This window comes from Actinomadura sp. KC216 (assembly GCF_004348535.1).
In the GTDB taxonomy this organism is placed as follows: Bacteria; Actinomycetota; Actinomycetes; order Streptosporangiales; family Streptosporangiaceae; genus Spirillospora.
In genome coordinates, this window is record NZ_SMJX01000010.1 from 1 (window position 1) to 14,460 (window position 14,460).

19 protein-coding genes are annotated in these 14,460 nt (G+C 67.7%); 11 read left to right on the forward strand and 8 right to left on the reverse strand.

Annotated elements, in window-relative coordinates; translation table 11 throughout:
* From E1264_RS03025 to E1264_RS03035, 3 genes are all read right to left on the reverse strand, one after another.
* The coding region (locus E1264_RS03025; protein WP_132169326.1) for a cytochrome P450 at window positions 1–879 on the reverse strand (879 nt) is incomplete at its 3' end.
* 59 nt (window positions 880–938) lie between these two features.
* On the reverse strand, window positions 939–1,313 hold the full coding sequence (locus tag E1264_RS03030) for a hypothetical protein (RefSeq protein ID WP_132169328.1): 375 nt from the start codon (window positions 1,311–1,313) through the stop codon (window positions 939–941).
* A gap of 142 nt (window positions 1,314–1,455) precedes the next feature.
* On the reverse strand, window positions 1,456–1,899 hold the full coding sequence (locus tag E1264_RS03035; protein WP_132169330.1) for a hypothetical protein: 444 nt from the start codon (window positions 1,897–1,899) through the stop codon (window positions 1,456–1,458).
* 289 nt (window positions 1,900–2,188) lie between these two features.
* Here E1264_RS03035 and E1264_RS03040 point away from each other — a divergent pair, with 289 nt between their 5' ends.
* The 10 genes from E1264_RS03040 to E1264_RS03085 all read left to right on the forward strand — a co-directional run bounded on the left by E1264_RS03040 (window position 2,189) and on the right by E1264_RS03085 (window position 9,645).
* Window positions 2,189–2,572: a hypothetical protein gene (locus tag E1264_RS03040; protein ID WP_132169332.1), complete on the forward strand. Its 384-nt coding sequence runs from the start codon at window positions 2,189–2,191 to the stop codon at window positions 2,570–2,572.
* A 931-nt stretch (window positions 2,573–3,503) separates the two neighbouring features.
* On the forward strand, window positions 3,504–4,097 hold the full coding sequence (locus tag E1264_RS03045; RefSeq protein ID WP_165963940.1) for an SAF domain-containing protein: 594 nt from the start codon (window positions 3,504–3,506) through the stop codon (window positions 4,095–4,097).
* Window positions 4,094–4,903 (forward strand): hypothetical protein, encoded by an 810-nt coding sequence (locus E1264_RS03050; protein ID WP_132169336.1) that lies wholly within the window; start codon window positions 4,094–4,096, stop codon window positions 4,901–4,903. The genes E1264_RS03045 and E1264_RS03050 overlap by 4 nt, the downstream gene beginning before the upstream one ends.
* Window positions 4,904–4,983: 80 nt before the next feature.
* The gene (locus E1264_RS03055) at window positions 4,984–6,330 is read left to right on the forward strand and encodes an ATPase, T2SS/T4P/T4SS family (protein WP_165963941.1); all 1,347 of its coding nucleotides are present in this window, start codon (window positions 4,984–4,986) and stop codon (window positions 6,328–6,330) included.
* Window positions 6,327–7,190, forward strand: coding sequence for a type II secretion system F family protein (locus E1264_RS03060; RefSeq protein WP_165963942.1), 864 nt, complete (start codon window positions 6,327–6,329; stop codon window positions 7,188–7,190). Before E1264_RS03055 ends, E1264_RS03060 begins: the two co-directional genes overlap by 4 nt.
* The gene (locus E1264_RS03065; RefSeq protein WP_132169342.1) at window positions 7,187–8,071 is read left to right on the forward strand and encodes a type II secretion system F family protein; all 885 of its coding nucleotides are present in this window, start codon (window positions 7,187–7,189) and stop codon (window positions 8,069–8,071) included. The genes E1264_RS03060 and E1264_RS03065 overlap by 4 nt, the downstream gene beginning before the upstream one ends.
* A 30-nt stretch (window positions 8,072–8,101) precedes the next feature.
* Window positions 8,102–8,296, forward strand: coding sequence for a hypothetical protein (locus E1264_RS03070; RefSeq protein ID WP_132169344.1), 195 nt, complete (start codon window positions 8,102–8,104; stop codon window positions 8,294–8,296).
* A gap of 10 nt (window positions 8,297–8,306) precedes the next feature.
* Window positions 8,307–8,723 (forward strand): TadE family protein, encoded by a 417-nt coding sequence (locus E1264_RS03075; RefSeq protein ID WP_243710713.1) that lies wholly within the window; start codon window positions 8,307–8,309, stop codon window positions 8,721–8,723.
* 71 nt (window positions 8,724–8,794) lie between these two features.
* Complete coding sequence (locus E1264_RS03080; RefSeq protein WP_207935689.1) at window positions 8,795–9,190, forward strand: TadE/TadG family type IV pilus assembly protein; 396 nt, start codon at window positions 8,795–8,797, stop codon at window positions 9,188–9,190.
* On the forward strand, window positions 9,187–9,645 hold the full coding sequence (locus E1264_RS03085) for a pilus assembly protein TadG-related protein (protein WP_132169346.1): 459 nt from the start codon (window positions 9,187–9,189) through the stop codon (window positions 9,643–9,645). Before E1264_RS03080 ends, E1264_RS03085 begins: the two co-directional genes overlap by 4 nt.
* A 160-nt stretch (window positions 9,646–9,805) precedes the next feature.
* Here the strand turns inward: E1264_RS03085 and E1264_RS03090 are convergent, their stop codons facing one another.
* The 5 genes from E1264_RS03090 to E1264_RS03105 form a co-directional block, all read right to left on the reverse strand.
* Entirely contained in the window at window positions 9,806–10,633 is an 828-nt protein-coding gene (locus E1264_RS03090; protein WP_132169348.1) for an aminoglycoside phosphotransferase, read from the reverse strand.
* Window positions 10,630–11,418: an aldo/keto reductase gene (locus E1264_RS03095; RefSeq protein WP_207935690.1), complete on the reverse strand. Its 789-nt coding sequence runs from the start codon at window positions 11,416–11,418 to the stop codon at window positions 10,630–10,632. The genes E1264_RS03090 and E1264_RS03095 overlap by 4 nt, the downstream gene beginning before the upstream one ends.
* Window positions 11,415–12,602: a cupin domain-containing protein gene (locus tag E1264_RS03100; protein ID WP_132169352.1), complete on the reverse strand. Its 1,188-nt coding sequence runs from the start codon at window positions 12,600–12,602 to the stop codon at window positions 11,415–11,417. The genes E1264_RS03095 and E1264_RS03100 overlap by 4 nt, the downstream gene beginning before the upstream one ends.
* 89 nt (window positions 12,603–12,691) lie before the next feature.
* The gene (locus E1264_RS42970; RefSeq protein ID WP_165963943.1) at window positions 12,692–12,850 is read right to left on the reverse strand and encodes a hypothetical protein; all 159 of its coding nucleotides are present in this window, start codon (window positions 12,848–12,850) and stop codon (window positions 12,692–12,694) included.
* A gap of 87 nt (window positions 12,851–12,937) precedes the next feature.
* The gene (locus tag E1264_RS03105; RefSeq protein ID WP_132169354.1) at window positions 12,938–13,312 is read right to left on the reverse strand and encodes a hypothetical protein; all 375 of its coding nucleotides are present in this window, start codon (window positions 13,310–13,312) and stop codon (window positions 12,938–12,940) included.
* A gap of 251 nt (window positions 13,313–13,563) precedes the next feature.
* On the opposite strand from E1264_RS03105, the gene E1264_RS03110 reads away from it, so the two are divergent.
* Window positions 13,564–14,445: a helix-turn-helix transcriptional regulator gene (locus E1264_RS03110; RefSeq protein WP_207935691.1), complete on the forward strand. Its 882-nt coding sequence runs from the start codon at window positions 13,564–13,566 to the stop codon at window positions 14,443–14,445.
* Window positions 14,446–14,460: the final 15 nt, after the last annotated feature.

Consider the following 14,460-nt stretch of genomic DNA (forward strand, 5'->3'; position numbering starts at 1 on the left):
GCGCAGTATCTCCTCGATGGCCCGGGGCATCAGGTCGGCGTTTGAACGGAGTACTTCGAGTTGGTCAGGGTGGGTGAGCAGGGTATGCAGGCCGTTGCCGAGCAGCTTGGCGGTGGTCTCCAGCCCTGCCCCAAGGAGCAGGATCGCTGTGGCTACCATCTCGGCGTCGGTCAGGGCTTCGTCCTCCCGGGCCATGGCAAGCCGTGTGAGCAGGTCGTCCTCGCGTTGGCGGCGTTTGTGGGCGAGCAGGCGAGTGAAGTAGTCGGCCAGTTCGGCTTCCGCCTCGGCGGCCCTGCCAAGAATGGCGGGATCGGTGAAGGGTTCGAAGACCTTCATGGCTTGGGGCACCAAGGTGGCGAGCCGTGGCCGGTCGGCGGAGGGTACGCCGAGCAGCTCGCCGATCACTTGGGTGGGGAGCGGGAAGGCGACAGTGCTGATGAAGTCTGCGCCGGGCTGTTGGGCCAGTCGGTCTAGGAGCTGCTCGCTGTGCCTGCCGATCGATGCTGTCAGGGCCCCGACGTGGCGATGCGTGAAGGCTGAGCTGACCAGCCGGCGCAGCCGGGTGTGGTGGGGCGGGTTGGCGAACACCATGGTGTGCCGCCAGCGACTCATCAACGCTTGGGCCTTGTCCTGCGGTAGATGCTTGAGGTGGGAAACGCTCTCGTCGCCTCGCCCAAGGGCCTGGTGGCGTAGGGCGGCTTCGACATCTGTGTAGCGGGATAGAACGATCCAGCCTGAGCCGGTACGAAGGATGGGCGCCTGATCTCGCAGTTGCCGGTAAAGGTCGAACGGATCCACATCAGGATCACCGGCCAGGATCTGGCGCAGCAGGTGCGTAGGCTCACCGGACGTTGCGGGCGAGATATTGGTCTCTTCCACGGTGATTCCCGATTCGCGTCGGTAGGTGAAGGGACTGCGCGATAACGCGACTGGCGTGCTTATGGGTCAGGAAGAGGAGCGATCACTGGGAGACGACGCACATAGCGGTTCTGCTCCGAGGTGATGTCGACCATGGCTTCGGCCATGTCCTGACTGATCAGATCGTCGCGAACGAAGATAGTGTGCACCGCGTCCTGGAGATCGAGCACGGCCGGTTGCAAGGGTGCGGGCATCTGCTCTGGTGGAAGCCGGTGCATCCTGATCTCGGGCTTCGGTTCGGTCGGCGTGGTGAGCGAGATGGTGGTCTGCGTATAGCGGTTGGCCAGTGCCTCGAACTCGCGGGCGAGTTCCTCAGAGATCTTGTCTGCGCGGCAGTAGTAGATCCAGCCAGCAGGAGTCCGATGAACTAAGACAGGGCCGAGCTGGTCATCCATTTCCGCCGGGTCCACCCTGATGAATCGCGATGGGATGGCCACGTCATCCCCCTACGGCTTAGTCAGCTCCAGGTTTCATTGATCATGATCACTCGATAGCTGCAGCACTCCCTCAGGCGCACAAGTTTCGACCGTAACTTCCTTAGCCCGGGTGCCTCCCGGTGTCCGCGTCTTCCGGGGACTCGTTCAGCCGCCGATTCTGGCGGCGGACGAACTCCTCGGCCATTCGGCGGAGCATCCGCTTGTCCTCGTCAGGCAGGTCTCGCGCCAGGCGGAACAAGATCCATTCATCGGAGCCGAGCCTGACCTCGCTGATCTCATACTCCAGCCACTGGCGCGCGGCCAGGGTCTTCACCAGTTCTTCGGGGACTTCCATGGCGGCGGCCAGGGCACGCATCTGCCACGGCTCAGGCGCCTTGGCCACCTGCCCGGCCGCGAGCTTGCTGATCCACTGGAAGCCGAGCTTCTGCCCGCTCTCCGGGTCGATCGCACGTACAGCCATGCGTCGATAGCTCAGGCCAGAGGCGTTGTGATCGCGGACGAACTCGCTGAGCGCCAGTTGCCGCGGTTCGGGTGTCGTCGCCACGCGCTTTCTCCTCACCCGCCAGTCCCTCTTTACAACCCTACCCGACAGTGTCTTACTATCTCGACAGATCGTCCCAGTTTCGCGACAGAGGACGGAGATCATGAAGCGACGCTACGGCCGAAGTCCCGGAGAGCGGAGCTCGGACGTCTCACCTGCTCACGCTCCTTCCCTTCGTCACGCATTCCTGTTCGCCGTCCTTCTGATCAGCGCGTGCGGCGGCAACGATGACCCGGTGTCACTCCCCTCCAGCCAGGTACCTAGTCCACCAGCGGCCTCGACCGTCCAGGACGTGGTCAAGCACAGCTACAGCCAGTACTGGGTGGCCCTCCCCCAGGCTGAACAGGCCGCCAGCCCGCAGGCTCGCCGCCAACTCCTGGAGCAATACGCGGCTCAGCCGCTCCTCGACGACGTGCTCAGCAATATCGAAAAGCTCCACGCCCAGAACCTGACCTCCATCGGGCACATCGTCGTCCACATCGAAAAGGTGCAGGTCAAGGGGAGCCAGGCGACGGTGTGGGATTGCCAGGACAGCACGAATGCGCAGCTGAAGAACTCCCGCACAGGAAAGATCACCAGTCGCGGGACACCGAACGATCATCTACGAGCAACCCTTGCACGAGGATCTGATCGGCAATGGCGTATCACTCGCATCTCTCCACTAGGACGCTGCTAGGAAGTCCGCTTTCGATAACGGCCACCGGCCTGGTCGTTGCGATGACCTGCGCCATTGCGCCTGCGGAGGCTGCTTTGGCCCGACAGGACCCGATTCCGCCTGAGCCTTACCCGTGGGGCTACGGCTACGGCGCCGAGAAGCCCGGCCAGGGCGGCAGCTCCCGCGGTGGCGACGGCGGGAACAGAGCGCCAGCCCCGCCTGGAGGCGGAGACCGGAGCGCCGCCGGGCCTGAGGCCATCTGCGGTGCTTGGCGATTCGGAACCGATGTATGTGGTCCCTTTACGTTCCCCGGAGGAACTCCGGCGGGCAACCCCCCTGCTCCGACCGTGTCGCCTGTGCAATTGGCCCAGCAAGCGTGGGGACGGCTGCCGATCCCCGAACCCGAAGTGCGGACCGCGCCACCACGTGGATCGGACGGACTAGTGGGATTGCCGCAATGGTTCTGGGTGACCAACTGGACCAGCCATACCGATCGAGTGTCGGCCGGCGGAGTCTGGGCCCAGGTCACAGCAAGACCGACGAGCTTGACGATCAATCCGGGCCCAGGCTTGCCATCGCTGAGCTGTAGCGGCGCCGGCCGCGCCTACGACCCCGAGCGCCCCGCACACGCGCAACGGTCAGAGTGCTCCTACACCTATCACCGTTCGTCGGCCGGCCTGCCGGGGTCGGCGTACCAGGTGACGGTGACGATGACGTGGGGTGGGACCTGGGTCGGGTCCGGTGGAGCCGGAGGCGCTCTGCCGGCCTTGTCGCGATCGGCGACGTTCCGGCTGCGGATCGCCGAAGGCCAAGCCGTCACAGGAGGTCGATGATGGCGCACAAATCCCGGACGCCACACGTCCAAGAATTCACCCCGCCGTCCAGTCCTGATGGCCACCAATCACGCAGCCGCGATCCGCTGCCTCCCCTTCCGCGCCAGCGGCGGCGCCGGATGGTCGTCATCGGCATGCTGCTGGTGTTGACCGGGGCGCTGTCGGCCGCCTACCTGTACACCGGGATCGGCGATCGCGCATCAGTGGTGATGGTCACGCGTGACGTTCCTGTCGGCTCCCCGATCGACGCCTCGGACGTGGCGACTACACAGGTGGACGCCGGACAGGGCGTGACGCTCGTCCCCGGTCGGCAGCTCCAGCAAGTGGTGGGGCGGGTAGCGGCCGTTGACCTGCGCAAGGGCACGCTGCTGGCGCCCTCGCAGGTGACCACGGCGTTGAGCCCGCGAACGGGTCAGCAGGTGGTTCCGATCGCACTCAGGGCCAGCCAACTCCCGGCCCGCGGCCTGGCGCCGGGTGATCAAGTGCTGGTGATCGCCACTCCCGGTCAGCAGGGGGAGAGTCCGGCGACCGCTGCGGGCGGGGATCAGTTGACGCAGGATACGGCGGCGACCGTTGATCAGGTCAGTTCCGCCGATGCCGAAGGCAGTGTGCGGGTCGATCTGGTAGTCGACGCCCGGGTGGGCCCGGCGATCGCCAAGCAGGCGTCCACCGGCAGGTTGGCGGTGGTGGTGACGTCGCGGGGGCCGCGGTGAGCGTGATCGCCTACACCAGCCCAGGAGATGCCCCCGGTGCCACCACCACGGCCTTCGCGATGGCGCTGACCTGGCCGGGCCGGGTGCTGCTGGCCGAGTGCTCCCCGGCTGGCGGGCAGATTCTGCGCGGCTACTTCCAATGCCACACCTCGCCGGTGGGCGGGCTGTGGGATCTGGCGCTGGCCGCCGTGCACGGCCCGGACGTCGCCGAGACCGCATTGTGGGAGCAGACCATCGCCTTGGACGACGAACGCCAGCACCTACTGCTGCCCGGTCTGGTCGATCCGTTCTTGGCCACCGAGTTCTCGGCGGCCACCTGGGACAATCTGGCTGCGACGTTCTCGGCGCTGCCGTTCACCGCGCTTGCCGACACTGGGCCGATCAGCCCCGAGCAGCCATTCGCGTTGTTGCGCGCCGCCGAGCTGGTGGTCGTGGTGATGCGGCCGACACTGGCTCAGGTCGCCGCGGCACGCCCCCGGATTGCCCGGCTCCGTCAAGCCCTGGGCCCGACCGTGCCGTTGGCGTTGTACCTGATCGGAGAGCGTCCCTACACCATGCGCGACCTTCGCGCCGAGCTCGGCGAGTTCGCGATGACCGCCACGATGCCGATCGACGGAAAGGCCGCCAGCCTGCTGTCACAGGGCGGCGGCAGCGATCGAGCCCGTCGGCGGATTGAGGTCAGCCCGCTGATGCGCGCCGCCCGCACCGCCACGAACCATGCGCTGAACTTCACGACCGCACAGCGCCGAGCCTTGACCGGACCGAGCTCCGGACGGACCCCAGCAGTGGGAGAGAGGCGGCCATGAGCAACCGTTCTCTGTGGCCCACCGGTGGATCGCCTGGATGGCCCCGCTCGGCTCCCAGGCAGCAAGCGCCAGGCGACCTCGTGGATGGGCGTCCGGCCGGTTGGAAACCGGGCTCCCTGCCCGCGGAGCGGACGGGTGTCGAGGAGGCCACCGCGCGCGGCGCGGTCGCCGACATCAACCGGGCCTTGGACGACCAGATCACCGCCGACACCACGCCCGAGCAGGCGCGGATGCTCATTGCCGCCGAGGTGCGGGCATGGATCGCCGACCAGGCCGGCTCGGGCCGCTACCGGCTCACCGCGGAACTGGAAGCGCGGCTGGTCGGCGCGGTCTACAACGAACGGTTCGGGTTAGGAGCGCTTCAGCCGCTACTGGAGGATCCGGACATCGAGACCATCGACGTCAACGGCGCGCACCAGGTGTGGATCAACTACGCTGACGGCCGCAAAGAGCCGGGTGAGCCGGTCGCCGACTCCGACGCGCAGCTAGTCGAGCTGATCCGCCGGTGGGGCGCCTACCAAGGCCAGACCGCCCGCGACTTCTCCCCCGCCAAGCCCAAGCTCCGCTTGGCGCTGCCGGACGGCTCCCGGCTGACCGCGCTCATGGCCGTGACACCGCGGCCGTGCCTGTCGATCCGGCGGCACCGGATGCTCGACGTCGACCTGGACCAGCTCGTCGATAACGGCACCCTCGACCCGGGACTGCGCGAATTCCTACGCGCCGCCGTCACCGCCCGCAAGGACATCGTGGTGACCGGCGGGATGGGCAGCGGCAAGACCACCTTCGCCCGCGCCCTGGCCGCCGACTTCGACCGCGACGAACGCATCGTCACCATCGAGAACGAGTACGAGCTGTTCCTGCACACACTGCCGCACCGGCACGCCGACATCGTGGCGATGGAGGCCCGCGAGCCCAACGCCGAAGGCGTCGGCGCAATCCCGGTCCGCCAGCTGGTCACCGACGCGCTACGGCTCAACGCCAAACGGATCATCGTCGGCGAGGTCCTCGGCGACGAACTGGTGCCAATGCTGACCGCGATGAACACCGGCGGCGAAGGCTCGCTGTGCACCATCCACGCCGACTCGGCGGGCGAGGTGTTCGCCCGGATGCTTGTCCTGGCCGACTCCGGTGGCCTGACCTACCCGCCCGCCACGCTCTTCCAGCTGGCGGGCATGGCGGTGGACTTCGTCGTCCACCTCACCCACCAGGTCCACCACCGGCACGGCCACCCGGTGAACCAGCGCTACGTCTCCGAAGTGCTGGAAGTGCTGCCGCCCGGCGACACCGACGAACCGGCCACCAACCAGGTCTACGTCCCCGGCCGGGACGGGCGGGCGGTGCCGCACACTCTGCCGCAATGTGCCGCCGAGCTGCAGGCAGCCGGCTTCGACCTGTCCCATTTCCACGTGGAGGCGAGGGCGAGGTGACCGGCAACGCTCTGTTCGCGGCGCTGGCCGGCGGCGTAGCGGCCACGGGTCTGGTCCTGATTGTGGCCGCCTGGACGCGCACGGATCTGCTGCCCGAACCGCCCGCCGGTCGTCCGCAGCGCCGCCTGGTGCAATGGCGATCGCGCCGGACACTCTTGGATGCTGCGACTGCGGCAGGGGCGGCTGTTGCGACGTGGGCGGCCACGGGCTGGCCGGTGGCCGCGATCGCCGTCGCCGCCGCCGTGCTCGCGTTGCCGCGCTTGCTGGGTGGGCGGGTGGCGCAGCGGCGCATCGCCCGGCTGGAGGCCATGGAAGCCTGGACTCGCCAGCTCGCCGACGTGCTCACCACCGGCACCGGCATCGAGGACGCGTTGCTCACCACGGCCGCAGACCCTCCAGTCCCAATTGCGGCTGAAGTGATGGCGCTGCGGCGGCGGCTGGAGTATCGCGTCAGCACCGAGGACGCGTTGCGCGCGTTCGCTGATGACCTGGCGCACCCGGTCGGAGACACCATCGCGGCCACCCTGATCATCGCCTCCCAGGTCCGGGGACGCGGCCTGCACCAAGTGCTCACTGCGCTGGCCGGCACCGTGGCCAAGGACGTGGCCATGCAGCGCGAGATCGACGCCGAACGCGCCACCCACCGCACCACCGCCATCTGGGTCGTCGTCGCGCTCGCCGCGTTCGTCGGCTTCGCCGTGCTCAACCGCACCTACGTGGCGCCGTTCGGCACCACGACCGGGCAGTTGATGCTCGTCGTGGTCGTCGCGTTGTACGCCGGAACGGTCCTGTGGCTACATCGGCTGGCCTCCCCCACGCCAGGACACCGGTTCCTACCAGACCGGAGGAAGCGCCGATGACGATCACACTGGTGCTCGTGGCTGGTGGCTTGGTCGGGCTGGGGCTGTTCCTGTGCGTACGGGAATTGTTCCCCGCCCCGCCGCAGCTGGCCGCCGCCCTGGACCGGTTCGCCCTACCCACACGGCGTCTCGCAACCGACATAGCGCCCGACACCCGGGCGGCACACGTCGGCCGGTGGCTGGCCGCACACATCGCCGGGACCGCTCTGGACGTACGGATCCCCCGCCGCGATCTGGCCTTGATCGGCAAGTCGATGGAGGAGTACCTAGTCCACAAGCTCGCCATGACCGGCTTCGGGCTGGCCGTGCCCACGATGTTGTGGGATCTGCTGATGCCGCCGGTACCGTGGCTGGTCAGCACCGGCTCCACCCTGGCCTACGCAGCGATCATGTTCGCCGCGCCCGACATCGCCTTGCGGAGCCAAGCCAGAGAGGCGCGCGAGGAGTTCACGGCCGCGCTCATCGCCTACCTGGACCTGATCAAGATGGCCCGCGCCGGTGGCGCCGGACCCGGCGAGGCCCTGGAAGCCCCGGCCCGGGTGTGCCGGGGGTGGGCGTTCCAGCGGATCGCCGCCACTCTCGACCCGGCGGCGCGCGGAACCCGTGACCCGTGGGATGAACTCGCACGCCTCGCCGACCGGATCGGCGTCCGCGAGCTCGCCGACACCGCCGCCATCGCCCGCCGCGCCGGCACCCAGGGGGCCGCGATCCTCGACAGCCTCACCGCCAAGGCCGCCTCCCTGCGCGAGCAGCAGCTCGCCGCCGCGCTCGCCCGCGCCAAATCCCGCACCGAGACCATGACCCTGCCCGTCGCCCTGTCGGTGCTGGGCTATCTGATCCTGCTCGGATACCCCGCCTACGCCCGCATCACCGGCGCCTAACACCCACCAAATAAAGGAGGTCCTTCCGCTATGAAGCGTCCGCAGCTCCCACCGGACCTGGCCTACCTGCGCGCCCTTCTCGACATATGGCGTGGCGAAGCCCGGGACCGCGGCAGCATCACCCTGGAATGGATGGTCGTGATCGGCATTCTGTTCGCCGCCGCCGTCTGGGCCGCCACCAAGATCGTGTCCGCGATCCACTCCCACGCCAACCAAATCAGATAAGGCCGCCGCGGTGACCGACAATCACCTGGCCAACGATCGGGGCAGCATCACGTTGGAAACCGTCATCGCCGTCCCCGTCGCTCTGCTGGCGGTCATGCTGACAATCAACGCCGCCTTGTGGTACCACGCCCGCAACACGGCCTTGGCCGCCGCCCAAGAAGGCGTCCGCACCGGACGGGCATACGGCGCCAACCCAGCCCAGGCCGACGCCACCGCACTGGCGTTCGCGAGCAACAACGGTCAGGGGTTTCTGCAGTCTCCGCGCGTGGACACCAGCGGCAGCACCGCCACCACGATTGTGGTTCGTGTGCGCGGAACCGCCGTCTCGCTGGTTCCTGGCCTGCATTTAGAGGTCGACCAGGTTGCCCACGGGCCGGTCGAACGCTTCACGACACCGTCCGGAAATGGGGTCACCGGAGGCCGATGATGCCCGCTAATCCTGCCGTCCGCCGACGGTCCAGGCGCCTCTTGCTCGATGGGCGGTGCGATCGCGGGTCGGTGACGCTGGAACTCGTCATCTTCGCTCCTGCGCTGATCATCATGCTGCTCTTTGTCGTCGCCGCTGGTCGCATCGCCCAAGCCCACCAAGCAGTCGAAGCCGCCGCACGCGACGCCGCTCGCCAAGCCAGCATCGCCCGCGACCCGAACACCGCACAGGTAAACGCCACCAGCAGCGCCCAAGCAACACTCGACCGCGAGGGCCTGAACTGTCCCGCACACGTCAGCGTGGACACCTCCGGGTTCGCCCGGCCCGTCGGAGCCCCCGCCACCGTCACCACCCACGTGAGGTGCACCGTCCATCTCGCCGACGTTTCCCTAGCCGGCGTCCCCACCACCACGGTAACCGCGCGTTTCACCAGCCCGATCGACCCGTTTCGAGGGCGGCAATCATGAGGCCGAACGCCCTGACCATCACCCGGAAGTTGCGGACCCGAGACGGCGGGGCGATCAGCCTGCTCGTCATCGTCTTCTTTCTCGCCCTGCTGGCAGCGGCGGGCCTGGTCGTCGACGGCGGCGCCAAACTCCGCGCCGCACGCCAAGCCTCCGCCGTCGCCGAAGAAGCCGCCCGCGCCGGGGCCGGCCGGATCGACCGCGACCGCGCCTACACCCGAGGCGGCCGGTTCGTCGTCGACCGCAACGCCGCCGTCAGCGCCGCCCGCGCGTACCTGGCCAGTAGCGGAAACACCGGATCGGTCACCATCACCAGCGGCCAACGGATCCGCGTCACCGTCACCATCACCGAACCCACCGTCCTGCTGGCGGCCATCGGCATCAACAACCTCCAGGTGACCAAGACCGCCACCGCCGACCTCCTCCAGGGAGTCGAACGTGAGGACCGTAGGTTCTGACCCATCACCCTCCAGCGCCCTCTTGATGCTCATGAAAGTCACCGTTGAAAACCGGCTGTAGACCGGGCTTCGGTTCTTCGCGGAGAAGCGTCAACCGCTAACTTCTCCCGTCCCCGTGCTTGGGCCCGTGCCACTTCATGCGGGGCCATGACGGGGCAGGTCACCTCAACTGGTCGAGTAGCTCTGCGGCGGCTTCCGTCATCGGGTCGGTGAGGGGTCCTTTCCGCCCGGTCCGTTTAAAGGCACGGACTACGTTGGCGCACATCATGAGCCGGGTGAGTTGCCCGGTTCTGGTGGACAGTACGTCTGCGAACACATCGGTGACTTTGTCGGCTAGGGCGGGAACCCGTATGGATGCGGCCCACAGGGATACGGCGTCGAGTGCGGCCGGTCCCTGTCCCCAGCTCTCCCAGTCGATGATCGTCAGGTCTGGCCCGCACAGGTTCGCCCACCCGAGGTCGCCGTGGACAGTTGCCCAGTCGGTGATGGTGGTGTCGATCCCTTCTCCGTAGGCGTCGGTGATCCGGCCGGACAGGTGGGTTTGAGTCATGCAGACGCGGTCGGTTGCGTGCCCGGCGAGCGTTTCGCAGGCTGTCCGTAGGTCCGACCACCACGCGTCTGGCAGCCCCGGGTCGGAGGGGATGGCGGCTTGGGGTGAGATCACCGGGTCGGCGCTCCGGGTCATTTCCTCGGCTCGCCAGACGACCTTGCGGCTCTGGTCGTGCCAGGATGTGGCGGCCTGCCAGACCGGGCGGGGTACGCCGTCCAGCGCGAGCGCGGCCTCGAACCCGGTGAGCGCCTGGGCGTTGAGTTTCTCTGGCTGGTACCAGCTCAGACGCACCCAGGTTCCGGTGCTCGTCGGGAACCCGGCGGTGCCGTTGAGTGCGCTGTAGTGAGCTTCGCTGCGGTTGAGGACGACCCCGAGGCGGGATTCGAGGACGGTGAGGACGTCGTCGTGTGGGGTCTTGGACAGGTCGTACAGGTTCACTGGGTCACCGTAGCCTCACGGTCGGCGAGCAGCGCCCGGTACGCCGCAATTCTGTTCTGGTCGATGTCGAGGCTGACGGCTGCGACCAGTTCGACCAGGTGGGCGGGCTGGTCAGCACCAACGGCGATGGTTGACACCTCGGGCAGGTGGTAGGCGGCGGCGAACGCTGCCAGCACTGGGCTGGGCTCCTGCTCGCCTGGGGCGAAGGTGTGGGCGGCGGGCCAGGGGACGGCTTCGGTGTCACCGCCGAACGGTGCCATGCCCCACCGGGAGGCGTGAGTGATGCGCAGCAGTTCTGTGAGGTCTTCGGCGGCTCTGAGGGCCTGGTCACTGACGGTGAGGCCGCACCTGGTCATCAGGACATCCGGGATGGGCAGCCGCCTCGACTTCGCGTAGGGGGTGAGGATGCCGGGCCGCCACGTCGAGATCCCCCACGCCCTCGTGATTCCCTGCGTCTTGGTTTCCGCTAGGGCTGTGGTCGCGGAGGCGAGTATGTCGGCTCCGGCACTCGGCGGAAGGCCGTCCAGTGATCGTTCCGGGTTGTGCAGGAACACCAGGTCGGGGGTACGGCCGAGGTCAGCCGCGCTCTGTTGGACCGCCCGCCTGAGCCGGACCGGGTCGAGACTGTGCCCTTCGGGGAAGAAGCCGACCTTGGTGGAGATCTCGAACTCTCCCAGTAGATCCCCGGCTACTCGTGCCAGCGTCGAATGGGATGCGAAGTTCAGATAGTTGAAGGCGGTGTCGAGGCGTTGGACTCCAAGGCCCAGCGCGGCCTCCAGCGTCACGCGCAGGTGACTAGACCGGTGTAGCCCAAGGACAATTCCTCGGTCATCGGCGCGCATATCCCCTCCTTCACCAGTGCCGCCGCCACGGTGCGGGTGTCGGCGTCGGTGAATTGCACCGGTGCGCCGCTCAGCAGCGATTCCAGCGCGTTGGCGGCTCGTGCCTTGAAGGTGAGCTTCTTGCCGGCCGCCAAGACGGCGATGGTGTCGCCGTGCTGCTCCGTGGACGGCTCGAATTGGGTGACGCACACCGCTCCGTGCGGTTCGCCGAACAGGTCGAAGGCGGGGATTTGCCGGGCCGGTGGGCGCTGTGTCTCCCGCGCGTGCAGGGAGTCGGCCGGGGTGTGCTCTGCCGCCAGTTTTGCCACGGCGGCGAGGAGTTCGGCCTGTTGCGCAGCCCACGCTTCCGGCACGGCCCACCGGTCCAGATCGGTCCGGAATAGATCCTCGGCGCGGCTCTGGTCGGCGAGCCAACTCATCCACGTAACGCCGGTCCGCTTCACGAACCCGACGGTGGCGTGCAGACTGAACCCTTCCCCCATGCCTTCCCGAGTGGCGCGGTGCCAGTGTCCCCGAGGGATGTGCATGACCTCCCCGGCTTTCAGGACGCCTGACCAAACGACGTCCTGGCTGGGTTCGGTGGAGGTGACGGCGTCCCGGTACATCGGCGCGTTCCGCGACGGGGCGCGCACCTCCCAGCTCTTCTCGCCCGCCACCTGGAAGATGATCACGTCGTGGTCGTCCCAGTGCATGTCGAACCCTGCCGCCTCCTGGGTGGTGAGGTAGGCATTGATCTGCACGATCTCGTGCGACCACCACTGCAGGGCCCGGCAGAACACCTCAAGGACCGGGTCGAATACGTCGATCTCGTCCAGAACGAGTGTGCACCCCTCGCGCAGGATCGCATCGAGCTTGATGGTGTCGACCATGCGTATGCTCTGGCCGCGACGGCCGATCTCGTCGGTGCAGTACTGGAAGGGGTGAAGTTCTCGCCCGGACTGGAAGCACCGAAGCTGCGGCGTGGTCAGGCTCCGCCGGGTCGCCAGGTCCAGCAGCTTGGTCGGCGTCAGCAGACGGGCGGACACACCCGTACCGGGCAACTGTCCCCGGACGAAGTCCGTCCCCACCCTGTCGGGGCCACTCCACCCGAGGGCTTGCTCCATCGCCGAGACGATGAGGTGTTCCATCTCCTGCTCCTTTGAATGCTTGCCTGAAGGTGGGGAGGGCCCGCTGCGGGGGTTCGGGCCCTCCCTCCTTTCGATGGATCGGGGGCGCGTCAGCCTCGGCCGGGGAAGTTGTGGTCCTTGTTCTCGCCGTCGTCACCGACTGATGTGCCGGTCGGGTCGGAGTGCTCGGAGTCGAACCGGTCGTGGACCACGGAAAGGGCTTCCACAGTGATGAGCAGGTCGCTGGTAGCGGCGGTGTCGGTGTCCATCGTTTGATCACCTTCCGAAGGGGGTCGGGTAGCGGACGACCGGAGGATCGGGCGGCCCGCGTGCCCTGTCGACCTTCACGTGTGCCTTCACCTTCGCACCGGCACCGAAAGGGCCACCGCGATCGTGCGGGCATGCCCGTGCGCCTGCCCCGGCCGGTAGATGTCGTTGGCATCGCCGAGTTCGTCGCCGGTCGGGTGGTACCGCAAGTGCAAGCGATCGCCAGTGGCATATAGGCAGGCCACCTGGACCGTCTTGCCGCGCCGGTTCGGGTTCCAGCACCGCAGTACCTGCGGGTCGTCTCCGACGTCGGTCGCTAGGCGCGAGTGGACTCCGAAATCACGCAGATCCCCGGCGAGGGCAAGCAGCACGGTTCGGGGACGCAGGGCCTTCTCATCGGTAGCCAACTCGCCGGCGCGGGGAATGGTCCTCCGGTCGGTCCGCCGCGGGGTATCGAGTGCCATCACGCAGCCCCCGTGGCCCATGGGGCGTATTTGGCTCTGATGTTGACGGCGGTCGGCATCGGGTCCCTCCGAGCGGGATGCGTGAACCTTGGGTGTCATCCGACACTGACCGTCGGCCGGGCCCCGCCGGAAGAGAGTTGACGAAAGTTGACCCCCCGGCTCGCTCACCGGCGAAGGGCTTCGGTAGAACCAGGGGTCAACCCTCGTCAATCTCCGCTGGTGACGAGCTCGCCGTAGGTAAGGATCGCTCTGTGCCGTCCTCGTCGTCCTCCTCCGCGCAGCAGGCCCGGCAGCACCTCGCCGACCAGCTCCGCGAGCTGCGCACCGACGCCGGTCTGACCGGCCGGGAATTCGCACGCCGAGCCGGGTGGAAGGACGCCACCAAGGTCTCCCAGGTCGAACGCGCCAACCGGCCCGCTTCGGCCGCAGACGTCCGGCTGTGGTGCCGCCTATGCGGTGCATCGGAACAGCGCACGAAAGAGCTGCTGGCCGAGCAGCGCGCCGTGGCTGGGATGTGGGTCACCTACCAACGGCTCAACCGGGGCGGGCTGAAACGAGCGCAGGAGTCTGTACGCGACATCTACGAGCGGGCCACACTGATGCGCGACTACCAGACCCGCGTCATTCCCGGCCTGCTCCAGACAGACGCCTATACCCACGAATGCCTGGCCGCGGTGAAGGTCGAGCAACTGGTGGAAACCGACGATGTCGGCGAGGCCGTCGCCGAACGCATGGACCGTCAGCAGGTGCTGCGCCGCCCCGGCGCGCGTTTCGTCTTCCTCATTGAGGAGCCGGTCCTATGGCTGCGCTCGGTGCCGACCGATGTGCACGCCCAACAGCTCCGGCATCTCCTAGACGTGATGCGCTGGCCGTCGGTGTCCCTCGGCGTTATCCCGCTGACCACCGACCGCAGAATCTCCTACGGCGGGGACGGCCCTGGCGTGTGGCCCGAAGAACCGTTCCTCATCACCGACAACTCCCTGGTGAACGTGGAACTGGTGTCAGGCTTCCTGACCGTTACCCACCCGGACGAGGTCGCCGCCTACGTCCGGGCGTGGGAACGGCTGTTTCCCCTCGCCGTACACGGCGATCGCGTCGCAGCGATCATCAGCCGGGTCCTAGAGAGCCTTTGAAGGGGAAGCGAAAGG